This window comes from Streptomyces sp. NPDC001373, assembly GCF_042895815.1.
Lineage (GTDB): Bacteria > Actinomycetota > Actinomycetes > Streptomycetales > Streptomycetaceae > Streptomyces.
This window is the reverse complement of the sequence record NZ_JBIAWQ010000005.1, coordinates 50,438-67,125: the sequence shown is the minus strand read 5'-3', so window position 1 is coordinate 67,125 and position 16,688 is coordinate 50,438. Positions and strand designations below refer to the sequence as shown.

Sequence of the window (16,688 nt, the reverse complement as noted above, 5' to 3'; positions counted from 1 at the left end):
TCAGTTCTGCCTTTCGAGGAGGAGGCCCGTGGGCTCGGTCGGGGTGCCGTGGTCGGCGATCTGCCTGCCGCGCAGCCAGGTGGACTTCACGACGCCGTGCAGGGTCTTGCCCGCGTACGCCGTGACCTGGTTGCGGTGGTGGAGTTCGGCCGGGTCCACGGTGAAGGTCTCTTCGGGGGCCAGGACGGCGAAGTCGGCGTCGTGGCCGGCCTCGATGGCGCCCTTGGCGGCGAGTCCGGCCAGCGCGGCCGGGGCGGTGGACATCCAGCGCGCGACCTCGTCGAGGGTGCGGCCGCGCTTGCGGGCCTCGGTCCAGATGGCCGGCAGGCCCAGCTGGAGGGAGGAGATGCCGCCCCAGGCCGTGGCGAAGTCGCCGGTCTTCAGGTCAGCGGTGGACGGCGAGTGGTCGGAGACGACGCAGTCGATGGTGCCGTCGGCGAGCGCGTCCCACAGGACGTCCTGGTTCGCGGCCTCGCGGATGGGCGGGCAGCACTTGAACTCGGTGGCGCCGTCCGGGACTTCCTCGGCGGTGAGGGTGAGGAAGTGCGGGCAGGACTCGACCGTGATCCGCACGCCCTCGGCCTTGGCCGCGGCGATCAGCGGCAGCGCGGAGGCGGAGGACAGGTGCAGGACGTGCACGCGGGCGTTCAGCCGCTTCGCCTGGTCGATCAGGTTCTGGATCGCGGTGTTCTCGGCGTCCTGGGGACGGGAGGCGAGGAAGTCGGCGTACTTCGGGCCCGGGTTCTGCGGGGCGGACTCCAGGTGGTGCGGGTCCTCGGCATGCACGATCAGCAGGCCGCCGAAACCGGTGATCTCCGCGAGCGAGGTGGCCAGCTGCTCCTGGTCCAGCAGGGGGAACTCGTCGACGCCGGAGGGCGACAGGAAGCACTTGAAGCCGTAGACGCCGGCGTCGTGCAGCGGGCGCAGGTCCTTGACGTTGCCGGGCAGGGCGCCGCCCCAGAAGCCCACGTCCACGTGCGCCTTGGCCCGGGCGACCTCCTGCTTGACGCGGAGGTTGTCGACCGTGGTGGTGGGCGGCAGGGAGTTGAGGGGCATGTCGAGGAGGGTGGTGATGCCTCCGGCGGCGGCTGCGCGGGTCGCCGTCCAGAAGCCCTCCCACTCGGTGCGGCCCGGGTCGTTGACGTGGACGTGGGTGTCCACCAGGCCGGGGAGCAGGACGTGGTCGCCGAAGTCCTCCAGCCGGGCTCCGGCCGGCACCTTGGCCCCGTACGCCAGCACGGCCGCGATCTTCCCGCCGGCCACGGCCACCGAGGCGGCGCGCGTCCCCTCGGGGGTGATGACGCGTGTCGAGCGCAGTACCAGTTCCACCGCCACGTCGGCCACCGGAACCTCCCCATCTACTTCCACAGAGCGAAATTCAACGTTCTGTTGACGGAGTCTTCACCCCGATCCGGAGCCCGTCAAGAGCGCCCGGACGGACCACTGACACGTTCACGCCGCAATTGGATGTTTCCACAAGATGGAATTAGGATTTCACTATCCAGAATGTAGCTACCACCACCGACACCCGGGCGGATAACTTCCCGAGGACGTCCGCCACCAGGACAAACCGCCTCTGACCGGCGGGGACGGCCGAGGCCCGGCTCTAGGGCCGACGTCGACCGACCGGTAGGCTGCTTCCTTGCCTGCCAGCACCGAAAGGACCGCGCCGTGCCGACGTCCAGCGCCAGCACCACCGACGCTTCCGCCAAGCCCGCCGCCGCCAGCGGTGGCGTCCAGTCCCTCGAGCGCGCCTTCGATCTGCTCGAACGCATGGCCGACGCCGGGGGCGAGGTCGGCCTCAGCGAGCTCTCCGCCGCGAGCGGCCTGCCACTGCCTACAATCCACCGCCTGATGCGCACCCTCGTCGCCTGCGGCTACGTCCGGCAGCAGCCCAACCGACGGTACTCCCTCGGGCCCCGGCTCATCCGGCTCGGCGAGTCCGCGTCGCGGCTGCTGGGCACCTGGGCGCGCCCCTACCTGGCCCGTCTGGTCGAGGAGACCGGCGAGACCGCCAACATGGCCCTGCTCGACGGGGACGAGATCGTCTACGTCGCCCAGGTTCCGTCCAAGCACTCCATGCGCATGTTCACCGAGGTCGGCCGCCGGGTGCTGCCCCACTCCACCGGCGTGGGCAAGGCGCTGCTCGCCCACGCCCCGGCCGAGGACGTGCGCGCCCTGCTGGCGCGCACCGGGATGCCGGCCGCGACCGAGAAGACCATCACCACGCCCGAGGGCTTCCTGGAGGCGCTGGAGCAGGTCCGCAAGGTCGGCTACGCCGTCGACGACAACGAGCAGGAGATAGGGGTCCGCTGCCTGGCCGTGTCGGTGCCGAACTCGCCGACCGCCGCCGCGATCTCCATCTCGGGTCCGGCCGGCCGGGTGACGCAGGAGGTGGCCGAGTCCTTCGTGCCGATCCTCCAGGGGGTGGCCGCCGAGCTGTCGGTGGCCCTGCAGAGCCAGACCCCCGCGTAGGGCCGTAGGCCCACACGCCGCGTACGCACGACGAGAGCCCCGGCGTCCCTCCCCCTGCGGGGGGCGCCGGGGCTCTCGCGCGTGCGGGCCCGGGTGCGGCCGTGCTCAGGCCGCCGCGGCGGCCCCGGAGGGTTCGGCGGGCCGCGCGCCGTGGGTGAGGCGGCCGTCGGTCATGGTCGCCGCGCGGTCCATCCGGTCCAGGTGGGCGTGGTCGTGCGTGACCAGGACGGTGGCGGTGGACCGCTCGCGGGTGAGGGTGACCAGCAGGTCGAGGACGGCGGCGCCGCGCTCGTGGTCCAGGGCGCTGGTGGGTTCGTCGACCAGCAGCACGGAGGGCTCGTTCATCAGGGCGCGGGCGATGTTCACCCGCTGGCGCTGCCCGCCGGAGAGCTGGTGGGGGCGCTTGTCGGCCTTGTCGGCCAGCCCCACCGCGTCCAGCAGTTCCAGGGCCCGGCGGCGCAGCTGCCGGACGGGGCGGCCGGAGAGGTGGGCCATCACCTGGAGCTGCTCGGCGGCCGTCAGCGACGCCAGCAGGTTCGGCTGCTGGAAGACGATGCCGATCTCCTCGCGGCGCAGGGCCGCCTTCTCGGCGGCGCCGAGCCGGGCGGTGTCCCGGCCCGCGACGAGGATCCGGCCGGAGTCCGGGGTGACCAGGGTGGCCGCGACGGCCAGCAGGCTGGACTTCCCGGAGCCCGACGGCCCGACGATGGCGGTCAGGGTGCCGGCCGGCACCTCCAGCTCGACCGCGTCGAGGGCGGTCAGACGGCCGTCCCCGTCCGGGTAGGTGAGCGTGACGTCGTGGAGGAGGAGGGTCATCGTGCGCTCCCGAGGGCGGTCAGCGGGTCGACGGCGGTGATCCGCCGGATGGACAGGGCCGCGCCCAGCACGCCGAGCACGATCATGATCGCGGCGGGGGCCAGCACGGTGGCGGCGTCGAGGACGAAGGGCACGTCGCCGCCGCTGATCAGGGCCCCGAAGCCGGACGCGAGCGCGGTGCCGGCTCCGGTACCGATGGCCAGCATCACGACGGCCTGGCCGAGGGCGTCCTTGAGGAGGTACGGGGTGGAGGCGCCCAGCGCCTTCAGGACGGCGATGTCGGCACTGCGCTGGATCGTCCACACCGTGAAGAAGGCCCCTATGACCAGCGCGGAGATGGCGAAGAGGAAGCCGCGCATCAGCTGGAGCGAGCCGTTCTCGGCCTGGTAGGACCCTATGGCGCCCAGCGCCTCGTCGACGGTCTGGCCGAGCGTGCCGGCCGCCTTGTCGCCGGCGGCCCAGTCCACGTCCCCGGAGCCGTCGAGGGCGAGGACGGTGGCGGAGGTCTCCGCGGAGGCGCCGGGGTTGCCGATGCGCTGCCAGTCGTGCAGGTCCATCCAGACGACGGGGGTGTGGCTGTAGGCGGCGGTGCCCGAGACGGCGGCGACCGTCAGCTCCAGCGGGCCGACCTTGACCCGGTCCCCTGCGGTGACCCCGCCGAGCTCCTTGGCCGCCTTCTCCGCGAGGACGACCCTGCCCTGGCCCAGGCCCGTCCCGGCGGGGGCGAGACGGCCGGCCGGCTCGACGCCGAAGACGGAGACGGCGGCGGTGCGCTCCCCGGCGAGTGCGTTGGTGGTGCGGATGCCGAGCGGCTCCGCGACCGTGACGCCGGGGCGCCCGCGCCAGGTCCGCCAGGCGCTCTCGGGCAGCTGGGAATTGGTGAAGGAGACCTTCTGGTCCCCCGGTGGGACGGCGAAGGCCAGCCGGGAGGCGGGCAGCCCGGTGAGGGCCGAGATGTTCTCCCGGGCCAGACCGGACGTGAGCCCCGACAGCAGGCCGACCAACAGCGTGATCAGCAGAACGACCGAGCCCATGAGGGCGAAGCGGCCCTTGGCGAACCGTAGATCTCTCCATGCGACGAACATGTCCCCCACCTTGGTCTTCCGCGGGGGTCCCGGGCATCGCGCCACGGGAGGGATCCTGGCATCGAAAGAGGCATTCCGATATCGAACTTTCGGTTGACCGGGTCCCCCCGCGACCCGCTTACGCTGGTCGGACGATGTCTTCCGCCGCGCCCTCCCGCCCCCCGACCCCCGTCACCCGCGTCCTGCGCCTGTGCCTGCACGCCCTGTTCGCCGGGCTGCTCGCGCTGGCCGCAGGCCGGGCCGTCGCCGACTCCGCGCCCCGGGCCGGGTGGGTCGTCGCCGTCTGCGCCCTCCTGGCCGCCGTGTACGCGGCGGGCGTGCGCGCCCCGGCGGTCGGGCGGTCGCCGCGCGCGGCCGCCCTGTGGCTGGCCGCGATGGGCGCGGTGTGGGCCGCGCTGCTGGTCCTCTCCCCCGACGGGCTGTGGCTGGCCTTCCCGCTCTACTTCCTGGAGCTGCACCTGCTGCGGCTGCGCTGGGGTCTGGCGGCGGTCGCGGTCACGGCCTGCGCGGCGATCGGCGGGTTCCTGGCACACAGCGGTGCCGTCACCCCGGGGGCCTTCCTCGGGCCACTGCTGGGCGGGGCGGTCGCCGTGGCCACCGTCCTGGGCTACCAGGCGCTGTACCGGGAGAGCGAGCGGCGCCGCGAGCTGATCGAGGAGCTGATCGCCACCCGGGCCGAGCTGGCGGCGGCCGAGCGGGGTGCGGGCATCCTCGCCGAGCGCGAGCGGCTGGCCCGGGAGATCCACGACACCCTGGCCCAGGGCCTGTCCTCGATCCAGCTGCTACTGAGGGCCGCCGAACGGGCGCTCTCGGAGGACCCGGCGACAGCCCGGCCCGGCCAGGCCCCGGCGGACGGCGCGCCCGGGGCGGTCCCGACGACCCCGGAAGCCCCGGCGGCCGCATCCCCGACCCCCGCAGCGGCAGCGCTCGGGCACATCGCCCGGGCCCGGGAGGCCGCGCAGGAAAACCTCGCCGAGGCGCGCCGGTTCGTCCGGGCCCTCACTCCTCCGGACCTGGAGCACGGGTCGCTGGCGGGGGCGCTGGAGCGGCTGTGCTCGGGGGCGCCTGGCCCGCGGGTGCGCTTCTCGGTGAGCGGCCCGCCGCGCGAGCTGCCCACCCCGTACGAGGTGGCCCTGCTGCGGATCGCGCAGTCGGCGCTGGCCAACGTGGTGCGGCACGCCCGGGCGGACCGGGCGGAGATCACCCTGACCTTCATGGACACCTCGGTGACACTGGACGTCGTCGACGACGGGCGGGGCTTCGACCCCGCTTCGGCCCCGACCGGCGAGGGCGGCTTCGGCCTGCCCGCGATGCGGGCGCGGGCCGAGTCGCTGGGCGGCCTGTTCACCGTGGAGTCCGACCCGGGCCAGGGCACCGCCGTGGCCGTCACCCTGCCGCTGCCCCTGGAGGCCTGACGATGACCATCCGGCTGCTGCTCGCCGACGACCATCCGGTGGTCCGCGCGGGGCTGCGCGCGGTGCTGGACACCGAACCGGACTTCGCGGTGGTCGCGGAGGCGGCGACGGCGGAGCGGGCCGTGGAGCTGGCGGCGTCCGAGCCGGTGGACGTGGTGCTGATGGACCTCCAGTTCGGGGCCGGGATGCACGGTTCGGCGGCCACGGCGGCGATCACCGCACGGCCGGGCGGGCCCCGGGTGCTCGTCCTGACCACCTACGACACGGACGCCGACATCCTCGCGGCGGTGGAGGCGGGGGCCTCCGGGTACCTGCTCAAGGACGCCCCGCCGGAGGAGCTGGCTGCGGCGGTGCGCACGGCCGCGGCCGGGCAGTCGGCGCTCGCCCCGGCGGTGGCGCTGCGGCTGATGGACCGGATGCGGACCCCGGCGGAGGCGCTCACGAAGCGGGAGCTGGAGGTGCTCCAGCTGGTCGCGGACGGGCTGTCGAACCAGCAGATCTCCAAGCGGCTCTTCCTCAGCCAGGCCACGGTCAAGTCCCACCTGGTGCACGTGTACGCCAAGCTCGGTGTGGACTCCCGTACGGCGGCGGTGGCGGCGGCCGCCACCCGCCGGCTGATCCGCACGCCGTAGTCCGCACGCGGTCGTCACGCGCCGCGGATCCGGCTGCGGCTCATGCGACCCAGTAGGGCCGGTCCACCCCCGGGGCGAGCGGCACGCCGTCGTGGAAGGCGGCCGCGAGGAGGCGCACGCCCTCGTCGAGGCGGTCGGGGGGCAGGGTGTACGGGATACGCAGGCGGTGTTCGAAGGTCCCCGGGTCGACGCCGAAGCGGGCGCCCCGGCCGATGTGCACCCCGGCGGCGGCCGCCCGCTCGGCCAGGGCGGAGCTGACCGGCTCGCCGAGGTCCACCCAGAGCGAGAGGCCCCCGGGGGGCAGCCGCCAGGACCACTCAGGGGTGTGCCGCTCCAGGGAGCCCACCAGGGCCGCGCGCTGGATCCGCAGCTCGGCCAGGCGCCGGGGCAGGGACCGGTCCAGGCCCTCCAGCAGCGGCAGGGCCACCACCTGGTCGAGGACGGAGCCGGTCATGTCGGCGGACACGCGTACCGCCGTCAGCTCGTTGACCAGCTTCGCGGTGGCCCGGATCCAGCCCACCCGCAGGCCGCCCCAGTGGGTCTTGCTGAGCGAGCCGATGGTGATCACGTGGTCGGCCGCGGAGCGCGGGGCCAGCGAGGCCAGCGGCGCGGGGGCGGGGACGTCCAGGGCGATGCCGGCGATGGTCTCGTCGACCACCAGCCAGGTCCCGGTGGCCCGGGTCGCCGCCAGCAGCCGCAGCCGGTGCTCCTCGGGCATCAGGGCACCGGTCGGGTTGTGGAAGTCGGGGATGGTGTAGGCCAGCCGGGGGACGGTCTGGTGGAGCACGGCCTCGGCTGTCTCCATGTCCCAGCCCGAGTCGGAGACGGGGATGGAGCCGGTGCGCAGCCGGGCGTGGCGCAGGGCGTCGAGGGCGTTGGCGTAGGTGGGGCTCTCGGTGACGACCCGGTCGCCGGGCCGGCAGAGCAGGCTGACGACCAGGGCGAAGGCCTGCTGGGCGCCGGCCGTGACCAGGATCTGCTCGGGGCGGGTGGGCAGCCCGCGCCGGGTGAAGCGGTCGGCGACGGCCGCGCGCAGGTCGGGCAGGCCGAAGGGGTGGTAGCCGGGGCTGCGGGCGAGTGCGGGCAGGCGGGGCGCCGCCCAGGCGAGGGCTTCCGTGAGGCTGTCGGCGGGGGCGCCCATGGCGGCGATGGCGAGGTCGATGCCGGGTTCCCCGCCGGCCCGGCCGGCGACGCCGCCGACCAGGAGGTGGGCGCCGACCGGGCCGTGTCCCTCGGGGAGCTCGGTCCAGGTGCCGGAGCCGCGCCGGCTGCGGACGTAGCCGCTCTCGCGGAGCAGGTCATAGGCGGCGGTGACGGTGGCTCGGCTGGCTCCGACGGCCTCGGCGAGCTCGCGCTCGGCGGGCAGCCGGACGTGCAGAGCGACCCGGCCGTCGAGGACCAGGGTGCGCAGGGCGTCGGCGAGGGAGCGGTAGCCGGGGCGAGCCAGTACCTCGGCCGGGAGCATCGCGGCGAGCTGCCGACTGCCGACTGTCCTGTCCGCCGCATGGACCACTCGCCCGTTCACCATGCCAACCTCCCCTGATTGGCTCTGACGTCCAGGCCAATCCGGGTCCAGACTCGCGGTATTGGCCCGCCCTTGGCAAGGAGAATCCGCGATGCCGTACGACGCTCTCACCGACCGTGACGAACGGACCCTGCCGGCCGTCGCCGAGCAGCGGATCTCCGAGCCCCTGCGGATCGGCGCCGCGCCGGCCTCCGCACGGCGCCTGCCGGCGCGGCGGTCACCCGTACGGCGGAAGGCGCGACAATCGCTGGCATGCCAGCAGCCGAACACCCCCGCACCCCGTCCGCTTGCCCGGTGACCACCGAAGGGCCGCCGGTGATCGCGGGCCTGCTCCTGGCCGCCGGCGGCGGCCGCCGGCTCGGCGGGCGCCCCAAGGCCCTGCTCCCCTACCGCGGCCGCCCGCTCGTGGAGAACGCCGTCCGCGTGCTGCGCGAGGCCGGCTGCGGGCCGGTGCACGTGGTGCTGGGCGCCTCAGCGGGGGAGGTCCGCGAGCGCGCCGACCTGGCGGGGTGCGTGGTCGTCGACAACCCGGACTGGGCCGAGGGGATGGGCTCCTCCCTGCGGGTGGGCCTGGCCTCGCTGGCCGGCACGGGGGCCCGGGCGGCCCTGGTCTCCCTGGTGGACCAGCCGGGGATCGGTCCGGAGGCCGTGGCCCGGGTGCGTGCGGCCTACCGGTCCCCGGCCGGCCTGGCGGCGGCCGCCTACGACGGCGAGCGCGGGCACCCGGTGCTGTTCGGGGCGGACCACTGGGCGGACATCGCGGCTACGGCGACCGGGGACCAGGGCGCGCGGGTCCACCTGAGGAACCACGCCGACGAGGTCATGCTGGTGGAGTGCGGGGACGTCGCGGCCGCCTTCGACATCGACACCCCGTCCGACCTGGAGCGTCTCGCCTGAGCCGGGCCGGGGCACCGTCCCGGCGGGCTGTGACCGCGATGGCACTGAGGGCCATGGGCGAACGGGATCTGTCGACTCAGAGAATCTCGACATCAACAAACCATTGAACTTCCACCATGAGGAAATTACTATCCACTGGTCAGAAGCGCCCGAACCCCAGACGGCGCCCGCGACCGTTATCCGGAACTCTCCACACCCGACGGCACTGCGTGCCGTCTCGCGCGAGCATTCCCCGCGGCCGCCAGGCACCGCCGCTGAAGGAGTGACAGATATGTCCGCACCAGCGCCGTCCCCGCTGGCCATCGTCGACGCCGAGCCCCTGCCCCGGCAGGACGAAGTCCTCACCGATGCGGCCCTCGCCTTCGTGGCCGAGCTCCACCGGCGGTTCGCCCCCCGCCGCGCCGAGCTCCTCGCCCGACGCGGCGAGCGGCGCGCCGAGATCGCGCGCACCTCCACGCTCGACTTCCTCCCGGACACCGCACAGGTCCGCGAGGGCGACTGGAAGGTCGCGCCGGCCCCGGCCGCCCTGAACGACCGCCGTGTGGAGATCACCGGTCCGACGGACCGCAAGATGACCATCAACGCCCTGAACTCGGGCGCCAAGGTCTGGCTCGCCGACTTCGAGGACGCCTCGGCTCCCACCTGGGAGAACGTGGTCCTCGGCCAGCTCAACCTCATCGACGCCTACGAGCGCCGCATCGACTTCACGGACGAGCGCACCGGCAAGGCCTACGCCCTCAGGCCCGCCGAGGAGCTCGCCACGGTGGTCATGCGCCCGCGCGGCTGGCACCTGGACGAGCGCCACCTCCGCTTCGAGGGCAGCCCCACCTCCGGCTCCCTCGTGGACTTCGGCCTCTACTTCTTCCACAACGCCCGGCGCCTGATCGACCTCGGCAAGGGCCCCTACTTCTACCTCCCGAAGACGGAGTCGCACCTGGAGGCCCGCCTCTGGAACGACATCTTCGTCTTCGCCCAGGACTACGTCGGCATCCCGCAGGGCACCGTCCGCGCGACCGTCCTGATCGAGACCATCACCGCGGCCTACGAGATGGAGGAGATCCTCTTCGAGCTCAAGGACCACGCGGCGGGCCTCAACGCGGGCCGCTGGGACTACCTGTTCTCCATCGTCAAGAACTTCCGCGACGGCGGCGAGAAGTTCGTCCTGCCGGACCGCAACGCGGTGACCATGACGGCGCCCTTCATGCGCGCCTACACCGAACTGCTCGTCCGCACCTGCCACAAGCGCGGCGCGCACGCCATCGGCGGCATGGCGGCCTTCATCCCCTCCCGCAAGGACGCCGAGGCCAACCGGATCGCGTTCGAGAAGGTCCGCGCCGACAAGGACCGCGAGGCGGCCGACGGCTTCGACGGCTCCTGGGTCGCCCACCCCGACCTGGTCCCGATCGCGATGGCCTCCTTCGACGCCGTCCTGGGCGAGAAGCCCCACCAGAAGGACCGCCTCCGCGAGGACGTCGCCGTCGCCCCCGGCGACCTGATCGCGATCGACTCCCTGGACGCCCGGCCCACCTACGAGGGCCTGCGCAACGCCGTCCAGGTCGGCATCCGCTACATCGAGGCCTGGCTGCGCGGCCTGGGCGCCGTCGGCATCTTCGGCCTCATGGAGGACGCCGCCACCGCCGAGATCTCGCGCTCCCAGATCTGGCAGTGGATCAACGCCGGAGTCGTCTTCGAGAACGGCGAGCGCGCCACCGCCGAACTGACCCGCACCTTCGCCGCCGAGGAACTCGCCGCGATCCGCGCCGAGGCCGGCGAGGAGGCCTTCGCGGCCGGGAAGTGGCAGCAGGCGCACGACCTCTTCCTCAAGGTCTCCCTGGACGCCGACTACGCGGACTTCCTGACCCTCCCCGCATACGACCAGCTGGTCGGCTGACACCCCTTCTTCGGCTGAATCGCACAGCAGCCGAAACCCACCCCGGCCCCCGCCGCCCCTCCGGGCAGCGGGGGCCGGGGCGTTCCCGGACGCGCGGCCGTTCACCGAGGGCCCCGATCCGTATACGCACCTGCGAAGCCCCGCGAGCCCCGCCGGACGGCGGGGCCGCGCCCGGACCGGCCCCGGAGAGCCTCCCGGCGCCCGACCGACCGGTCGGGCGTTACGTCATCGTAATCCGACTGTACCTAGCGGTAACAAGTGGGCCCGTGCCACCTTTCCGATGCCACCGGCGCCGGCGGTACCCCCACTTTCCAAGCCACGCACCGAAGTTGTCGGCAACTTCGGCGTGGCCGACCGCAGGAGTTCCGCAGTGATCGGATTCCGCAAGGCCGGCAAGGACCGGGCCGCCCGAGGCCGTGTGCGACGACTGGCCGGAGCCGGGATGGTCGTGCCGCTCGCCGCCGGCGCGCTGCTCGTCGGCGGAGCCGGGCCGGCGGCGGCCGGGCCCGGGACGGGCCCCACCGCCGTCGTCTCGATGGGCGACAGCTACATCTCCGGCGAGGCAGGACGCTGGAAGGGCAACAGCCTGACCAACAGCGGGAGCAGGAACGGCACTGACCGGGCGTGGGTCAGCGGCAGCACCTACGACCCCGCCAAGGTCTACGGCACCACGGCGGGCGGCTGCGACCGCTCGGACTCGGCCGAGGTGCTGAGCGCGGGCGCCGTCGCCGAGACGGCCGTGAACCTGGCCTGCTCCGGGGCGACGTCGGAGAACGTCTTCCGCGCCTCCAACGGGGGCGTGTCCTACAAGGGCGAGGCCCCGCAGGCCGACCAGCTGGCGGCCGTGGCCGCGAGCCGTGACGTGAAGGTCATCGCGCTGTCCGTCGGCGGCAACGACCTGGGCTTCGCCGACATCATCAAGGAGTGCGCGCTCGACTTCGTGCTCTGGAACTCGTACTGCTACGACGACCAGCAGGCGGGCGTCGACGCGAAGATCGACGGGGTGATGGCGAACGTCGGCAAGTCCGTCGACGAGATCCGGGCCGTGATGCGCCAGGCCGGGTACACGGACTCCTCGTACCGCATCGTGCTCCAGTCCTACCCCTCGCCGATCCCCCGGGGCGCCGAGAACCGGTACACCCAGAGCGACTGGAGCCGGCTCAACAGCGGCGGCTGCCCGTTCTGGAACCGCGACTCGGACTGGGCCCGGGACTCCCTGGTGCCGCAGCTGGCGAACCGCCTCAAGCAGGTCGCGGCGGCCAAGGGCACCCAGTTCCTGGACCTGCGCGACATGATGCAGGGGCGCGAGGTCTGCGCCAAGGCCAGCAAGCAGGTCACCTCGACGGTCCCCGCGTCGGCGAAGACCAGCGAGTGGGCCCGCTGGATCGACAACAACGAGACCCAGGGCATCATCCAGGAGTCCATGCACCCGAACTACTTCGGCCAGCTGGCCGTCGGGCGCTGCCTGGCCCTGGCCGTGGCCCAGCCCGCGGACTCGGCCTCCAGCTGCAAGAACACCGCCGGGGGCGACCAGAGCGGGATGTACCTGACGTCCGCTCCGTAAAGCGGTCGGGAACCGAGGGGGCGGGCTGTCATGATCAGACCAGGACCGCCCGCCCCCTCGGGGAAACCCTTACCGCCGAAGGAAGTTGACCGGACATGGCCGTCATCCACCGCACCACCATGAAGCCCGGCAAGCGCGAGCTGCTCACCGGCTGGCTCCCCACCCGGCCCTGGTACGCCGGCGTGTCCGCCGCGCCCGAGCTGGCGGGATCCGGCGGGTTCCGTCTCGACGACCCCGAGGGCGAGGTGGGCATCGAGTTCATGGTGGTCACCGACGTCTCGGACGCGGAGCCCGTCACCTACCTCGTCCCCCTGACCTACCGCGGGGCACCGCTCGAAGGCGCCGAGGAGGGACTCGTCGGCACCTCCGAGCACGGGGTGCTCGGCACCCGCTGGATCTACGACGGGGCCCACGACCCGGTGCTCACCGAGCGGCTGCTCGCCCTGCTGAGGGGCGCCGCCGAGCCGCAGCACCAGAGCGTGACCGGCGCCCCCGACCCGACCGTCGTCCCCGAGGCCGCCGGGGGCGCCCTTCCGGCCGGGGCGGCCGCGGTGGCCGTCGAGGACGGGCCGGAGGGCACCCGCCTCGCGGTGGAGGCCGGCGGGCGCCGCCTCGCCCTGGAGCTGGTCCGCGTCCTGGAGGCCGGCCGGACCGACCCCGGCGCCCTCGGCCGCGTCACCGCCGGCTGGGAGCTGCCGGACGGCACGCGACCGCGCGGGCCCCTCGCCGTCCTGCGCGAGGGCTGATCCGGGCCCGCGGGGAGCCACTCGGGGCCCGCGGGGAGCCCGCTCGGGGCCCTCGGGGACCCCGCCCAGGGCCCGCGAGGAGCCCGCCCCTCGCCGTCCTGCGCGGGGCTGATCCGGGCCCGCGGGGAGCCGCTCGGGGCCCGCGGGGAGCGGCCCGGGGCCCGCGAAGAGCCCGCTCGGGGCCCGCGAGGAGCCCGCTCGGGGCCCTCGGGGACCCCGCCCAGGGCCCGCGAGGAGCCCGCCTGGGGCCCTCGGGGAGACGCTGGGGCCCGCGAGGAGCTCGCCTGGGGCCCGCGCCCTACGCCGCCCGGTCCGGGCCGGTGAGCGCCTCCATCGCCGAGGTGAAGGCCGCCCGGCAGCGCAGCCAGTCCGGGTCCGGGGCCGGGGAGTGCAGGTCGACGAGCTTGGGCAGCAGGTCCGCGGAGAAGGCTCGGGCAGCCTCCGCCGGGAGCAGCGAGGGCAGGTTGTCGATGGCTATCACGTCGACCGGCCGGGAGCCGCCGCGCAGCCTCCGGGCCGGGACCGTCCAGTCGGTGAGGCGGTCGTAGACCGGCAGCAGGTGCAGTTCCGATCCGGTGTCACAGGTGATGTCGGCGATCACCGACAGCCGGCCGGCCCGGCCCTCCAGATCGGCCGGGGTCAGGAAGGGCGGCACGGGCCGGGTGGTGAGCACCGCGTTGACCAGGATGTCGTGGTCCAGCAGTGCGGCCCGGTCCGGTCGGCGGGTCGCCTCCCGACCCCAGCGGGTGACCGCGATCCCGGCGGTGGTGAGGGCGTCGCAGGCGCCGCGCCCGCTGCGGCCGCCCGCGCCGATCACCAGGGCCCGTAACCCGTCGGCCGGCGCGTCCCGCAGGCGGGCGTCCAGCTCCGGGCGGGGTGTCGGGACCAGGGGGGCGGCCAGCCGTCCCCGTGCGTGCAGGGCGGCCAGGGCGGCGCCCGCGTAGCCGGCCCAGTAGCCGAAGGCGGCCAGCCGGCGGCCCTGCGCGTCGGCCAGGTACTCCAGGTCGAGCAGGGTCCCGCCGCCCGCGGCGAACCGCCGCAGCAGCCCGGGGGCCTGGGGCTGGCCCTTGTAGGCGTGCCCGAAGTAGACGTGCCGGTGGTGCAGGGCCTCGGGCGCCTGCGGGAGCTCCTTGAGGCCGAGGACGTACGCCGGCCCGGGGGCGGCCTGCGCCCAGGATCCGGCGGGCGCGGTGCGGCAGCCGGCGGCGGCGTACGCGTCGAGCGGGAAGACGCGGTGGCCGGAGTCCTCCACGGTGATCCGCACGCCCCGGCGGACGAGGAGCCCGGCGTCGTCGGGTGTCAGCGGCGCGCGCCGTTCGGTGGGTCGGGTCTCGCTGCGCATCCACAGCTGCGGGGTTTCGGCCATCGCTGTACCACCTGTCCGGTCAGAGGGGTGGGGCGAGCCAGCGCTCAAGCGATGTCTTTCCGCGTCCTTTACGCCGTACGCCGGATCGGGGCGGCAACTCCGGGCCCCCTGGCACCCCGTGCCCCGCCGGCCCTCCCCGGCCCCAGGCCCGGCCGCCCCCGGCCCCCGGGCGGATCCGGCGCGGCCTCCCGGCGGGGCCTCCCCGGGCGACACGGCCCGGTCCCGTCCGGCCCCGCGAAGGGGTCCCCCGGCCCGGCACGCCCGGCTCGGCCGGCGTCCCGGGCCGGGCCGGGCTCACAGCTCCGGCAGGAGTTCCCGCAGAGGGGTCCGGGTGCCCTCCTCGTAGGCCGTCCGCAGGGCCTCGGGGGTCAGCTTCAGCCGCAGGACCCGTTCCGCCCGCGGGGCGCAGGCGGACGCCGGGCGGTACCCGGAGACCGCGCCGAGCAGCCGGGCGGACAGCTCGTAGCGGCCCAGGTCCGCCTCCAGCTGGGCCAGCAGCTCCACCGAGAGGGCCTGGCCGAGCCGGTCGCCCAGGGCGAACTGGGTCTTCAGCGAGCGCAGCAGCCAGGTGCGGGCCAGCGCGGGGCGGCCGTCGCGGCGCTGGAGGACGGCCTGCGCGTAGCCGGTCCAGGAGCGGGCCCACAGGTCGGGGCCGTCGGGCGCGCCCGCGGCGAAGAGGTGCGCGGCCGGGTCGGCGCGCGCGAGGGCCACCTCCAGCGCGGCTTCCAGCACCTGCCGTCCGGGACCGAACTCGGGTTCCTCCGGGAGCATTTCGAGGGCTTCGCGGTACTCGCCGACGGCCTCGGCCGGCCGGTCCCGCCACAGGGCGACGGTGCCCCGGACGTGCGCGAGGTAGGCCAGGACGGCGTCCTCCCCCTCCTGCACGGCCGTGGTCCAGGCCTCCACCATCAGCGGATCGGCCGCCCGCGCCTGGCCGAAGCTCGCGACCAGCCAGGCCGCCAGCCACAGCGCCCGGGCCGGGCGGGGCGCCGGGTGGAGCGCCAGGGCCCGCTCCAGGTGCCCGCGCCCCTCCTCCGCCAGCCCGCAGGCCGACCAGAGGAACCACAGCGACACGGCGACCTCCAGCGCGGCGGCCGGGCCGGCCGGCGCGTGCGGGTCCAACGCCAGCCGCAGCTCCGGCAGCTCCCGCAGGGCCAGGGCACGGGCCTCCAGCTGCGCCCCCGACCGCCACAGCTGCGCGGCACGTTCGGCGGTGATGCGGCAGCGCTCGTGGTGGCGGCGGACCGCGGTGGCCCCGTCGCCGTGCGGGTCGCCGGCCAGCCGCCGGGCCGCGTAGGCCCGTACGGTCAGCGGCAGCCGGTAGCGGCCGGCGTGCCCGGGCTCCGCCAGCAGGGCGGGGGCCAGCCGCCGCAGGGTCCGGACGGCGTCATCCGGGCCGAGCGCGCCGAACCCGCACACCTCGGCGACGGCGGCCTCGTCGAAGGAGCCCGCGAAGACCGACAGCCGCTCCCACAACAGCCTCTCCCCGGGCGGGGCCAGACGGCACAGGCTCAGCGCGTCGGCGCCGCCGGCCCGGCCCGCACCGCCGGCGAGGAACTCCAGCGGGTCGGCCGTCAGCCGGCGCAGCGCCTCGGCGGGCTCGTGGCGGCGGGTCAGCGCGGCCGCGAGCTCCAGCGCCCCCGGAATCCCGTCCAGCGCCCGGCACAGGGCGGCCACCGCCCCGGCGTTGTGCCCGGTGAGCTCGAAGCGGGAGTCGGCGCCGCGCGCCCGCTCCACGTAGAGCCGTACGGCGGTGGAGCGGGCGACGTCGGCCACCGCGCAGGGTGCGGCGGGGTCCTGCGGTGCGGCGGGGAGCGCCAGCGGGCCGACGGCGAGCAGGGCTTCCCCGGCCACCCCGAGGACCTGCTGCGAAGTGGCCAGAATCCGTACCCCCGGCCAGCGCGCGAGGAGTTCCCCCGCGAGCTCCCCGGCCCGGCCGCCGAGGTACTCGCAGCCGTCCAGGACCAGCAGCGCCTCGCGCCCGGCCAGCCCCGCGCCCAGCTCCCCGGCCGCCCCGCCCCCACGCTCGGACGGCACCCGCGACAGGTCCGCCCACACGACGTCGGCGCCACGGCCGCCGCAGAGCTCGCGGACGGCGCGCACGGCGATCCGGGTCTTGCCCACCCCGGCCGGGCCCGTCAGCGTGACCAGGCGCTCCGTGGCCAGCAGGGCCCGGGTCCGGGCCACTTCGGCGGCCCGCCCGACGAGGCTGGAGAGCTCGACGGGCACCGCTTGACGCACGCTCGAGCCGGGCTCTCCCATACGTCCTCCCGCTG

At 74.9% G+C, this 16,688-nt stretch carries 13 protein-coding genes; 7 read left to right on the top strand and 6 right to left on the bottom strand.

All coding sequences use genetic code 11. From position 1 onward, the window contains the following. Complete coding sequence (gene allB, locus ACFY15_RS13595) at window positions 1-1,335, bottom strand: allantoinase AllB (RefSeq protein WP_390825593.1); 1,335 nt, start codon at window positions 1,333-1,335, stop codon at window positions 1-3. A gap of 336 nt (window positions 1,336-1,671) precedes the next feature. Between allB and ACFY15_RS13590 the strand changes: the two genes are divergently transcribed. Beyond that, entirely contained in the window at window positions 1,672-2,475 is an 804-nt protein-coding gene (locus tag ACFY15_RS13590; RefSeq protein ID WP_390689367.1) for an IclR family transcriptional regulator, read from the top strand. A gap of 105 nt (window positions 2,476-2,580) precedes the next feature. Here the strand turns inward: ACFY15_RS13590 and ACFY15_RS13585 are convergent, their stop codons facing one another. Both ACFY15_RS13585 and ACFY15_RS13580 read right to left on the bottom strand, forming a co-directional pair. After that, window positions 2,581-3,291 (bottom strand): ABC transporter ATP-binding protein, encoded by a 711-nt coding sequence (locus ACFY15_RS13585; RefSeq protein WP_390689366.1) that lies wholly within the window; start codon window positions 3,289-3,291, stop codon window positions 2,581-2,583. Continuing rightward, window positions 3,288-4,376, bottom strand: a complete 1,089-nt coding sequence (locus tag ACFY15_RS13580; RefSeq protein WP_390689365.1) for an ABC transporter permease — start codon at window positions 4,374-4,376, stop codon at window positions 3,288-3,290. Before ACFY15_RS13580 ends, ACFY15_RS13585 begins: the two co-directional genes overlap by 4 nt. A gap of 134 nt (window positions 4,377-4,510) precedes the next feature. Between ACFY15_RS13580 and ACFY15_RS13575 the strand changes: the two genes are divergently transcribed. Further along, a complete protein-coding gene (locus ACFY15_RS13575) occupies window positions 4,511-5,791 on the top strand; it encodes a sensor histidine kinase (protein ID WP_390689364.1) in 1,281 nt (426 codons plus the stop codon). Between the two features lie 2 nt (window positions 5,792-5,793). Further along, window positions 5,794-6,423, top strand: coding sequence for a response regulator transcription factor (locus ACFY15_RS13570; RefSeq protein ID WP_042815756.1), 630 nt, complete (start codon window positions 5,794-5,796; stop codon window positions 6,421-6,423). A gap of 40 nt (window positions 6,424-6,463) precedes the next feature. Here ACFY15_RS13570 and ACFY15_RS13565 read toward each other — a convergent pair whose 3' ends face one another. Continuing rightward, entirely contained in the window at window positions 6,464-7,951 is a 1,488-nt protein-coding gene (locus ACFY15_RS13565; protein WP_390689363.1) for a PLP-dependent aminotransferase family protein, read from the bottom strand. Between the two features lie 249 nt (window positions 7,952-8,200). Here ACFY15_RS13565 and ACFY15_RS13560 point away from each other — a divergent pair, with 249 nt between their 5' ends. From ACFY15_RS13560 to ACFY15_RS13545, 4 genes are all read left to right on the top strand, one after another. Beyond that, window positions 8,201-8,845 carry an NTP transferase domain-containing protein gene (locus ACFY15_RS13560; protein ID WP_390825536.1) on the top strand — a complete coding sequence of 215 codons (645 nt, stop codon included), beginning with the start codon at window positions 8,201-8,203 and terminating at the stop codon, window positions 8,843-8,845. Window positions 8,846-9,116: 271 nt separating this feature from the next. After that, the gene (aceB, locus tag ACFY15_RS13555; RefSeq protein WP_390689360.1) at window positions 9,117-10,736 is read left to right on the top strand and encodes a malate synthase A; all 1,620 of its coding nucleotides are present in this window, start codon (window positions 9,117-9,119) and stop codon (window positions 10,734-10,736) included. 370 nt (window positions 10,737-11,106) lie between these two features. Next, entirely contained in the window at window positions 11,107-12,300 is a 1,194-nt protein-coding gene (locus ACFY15_RS13550) for a GDSL-type esterase/lipase family protein (RefSeq protein ID WP_390825535.1), read from the top strand. 95 nt (window positions 12,301-12,395) lie between these two features. Continuing rightward, window positions 12,396-13,046 carry a 1,4-alpha-glucan branching protein gene (locus tag ACFY15_RS13545; protein ID WP_390689358.1) on the top strand — a complete coding sequence of 217 codons (651 nt, stop codon included), beginning with the start codon at window positions 12,396-12,398 and terminating at the stop codon, window positions 13,044-13,046. A gap of 298 nt (window positions 13,047-13,344) precedes the next feature. Here the strand turns inward: ACFY15_RS13545 and ACFY15_RS13540 are convergent, their stop codons facing one another. Continuing rightward, entirely contained in the window at window positions 13,345-14,412 is a 1,068-nt protein-coding gene (locus ACFY15_RS13540) for a saccharopine dehydrogenase (RefSeq protein ID WP_390689357.1), read from the bottom strand. Window positions 14,413-14,706: 294 nt separating this feature from the next. Continuing rightward, window positions 14,707-16,653, bottom strand: a complete 1,947-nt coding sequence (locus tag ACFY15_RS13535; protein WP_390689356.1) for an ATP-binding protein — start codon at window positions 16,651-16,653, stop codon at window positions 14,707-14,709. Window positions 16,654-16,688: the final 35 nt, after the last annotated feature.

Excerpts from the sequence above, each read along its gene's own strand:
- ACFY15_RS13585 (WP_390689366.1), bottom strand. The coding sequence starts at position 3,291 with ATGACCCTCCTCCTCCACGACGTCACGCTCACCTACCCGGACGGGGAC.
- ACFY15_RS13580 (WP_390689365.1), bottom strand. The coding sequence starts at position 4,376 with ATGTTCGTCGCATGGAGAGATCTACGGTTCGCCAAGGGCCGCTTCGCC.
- ACFY15_RS13575 (WP_390689364.1), top strand. The coding sequence starts at position 4,511 with ATGTCTTCCGCCGCGCCCTCCCGCCCCCCGACCCCCGTCACCCGCGTC.
- ACFY15_RS13570 (WP_042815756.1), top strand. The coding sequence starts at position 5,794 with ATGACCATCCGGCTGCTGCTCGCCGACGACCATCCGGTGGTCCGCGCG.
- ACFY15_RS13565 (WP_390689363.1), bottom strand. The coding sequence starts at position 7,951 with ATGGTGAACGGGCGAGTGGTCCATGCGGCGGACAGGACAGTCGGCAGT.
- ACFY15_RS13560 (WP_390825536.1), top strand. The coding sequence starts at position 8,201 with ATGCCAGCAGCCGAACACCCCCGCACCCCGTCCGCTTGCCCGGTGACC.
- aceB (WP_390689360.1), top strand. The coding sequence starts at position 9,117 with ATGTCCGCACCAGCGCCGTCCCCGCTGGCCATCGTCGACGCCGAGCCC.
- ACFY15_RS13545 (WP_390689358.1), top strand. The coding sequence starts at position 12,396 with ATGGCCGTCATCCACCGCACCACCATGAAGCCCGGCAAGCGCGAGCTG.
- ACFY15_RS13540 (WP_390689357.1), bottom strand. The coding sequence starts at position 14,412 with ATGGCCGAAACCCCGCAGCTGTGGATGCGCAGCGAGACCCGACCCACC.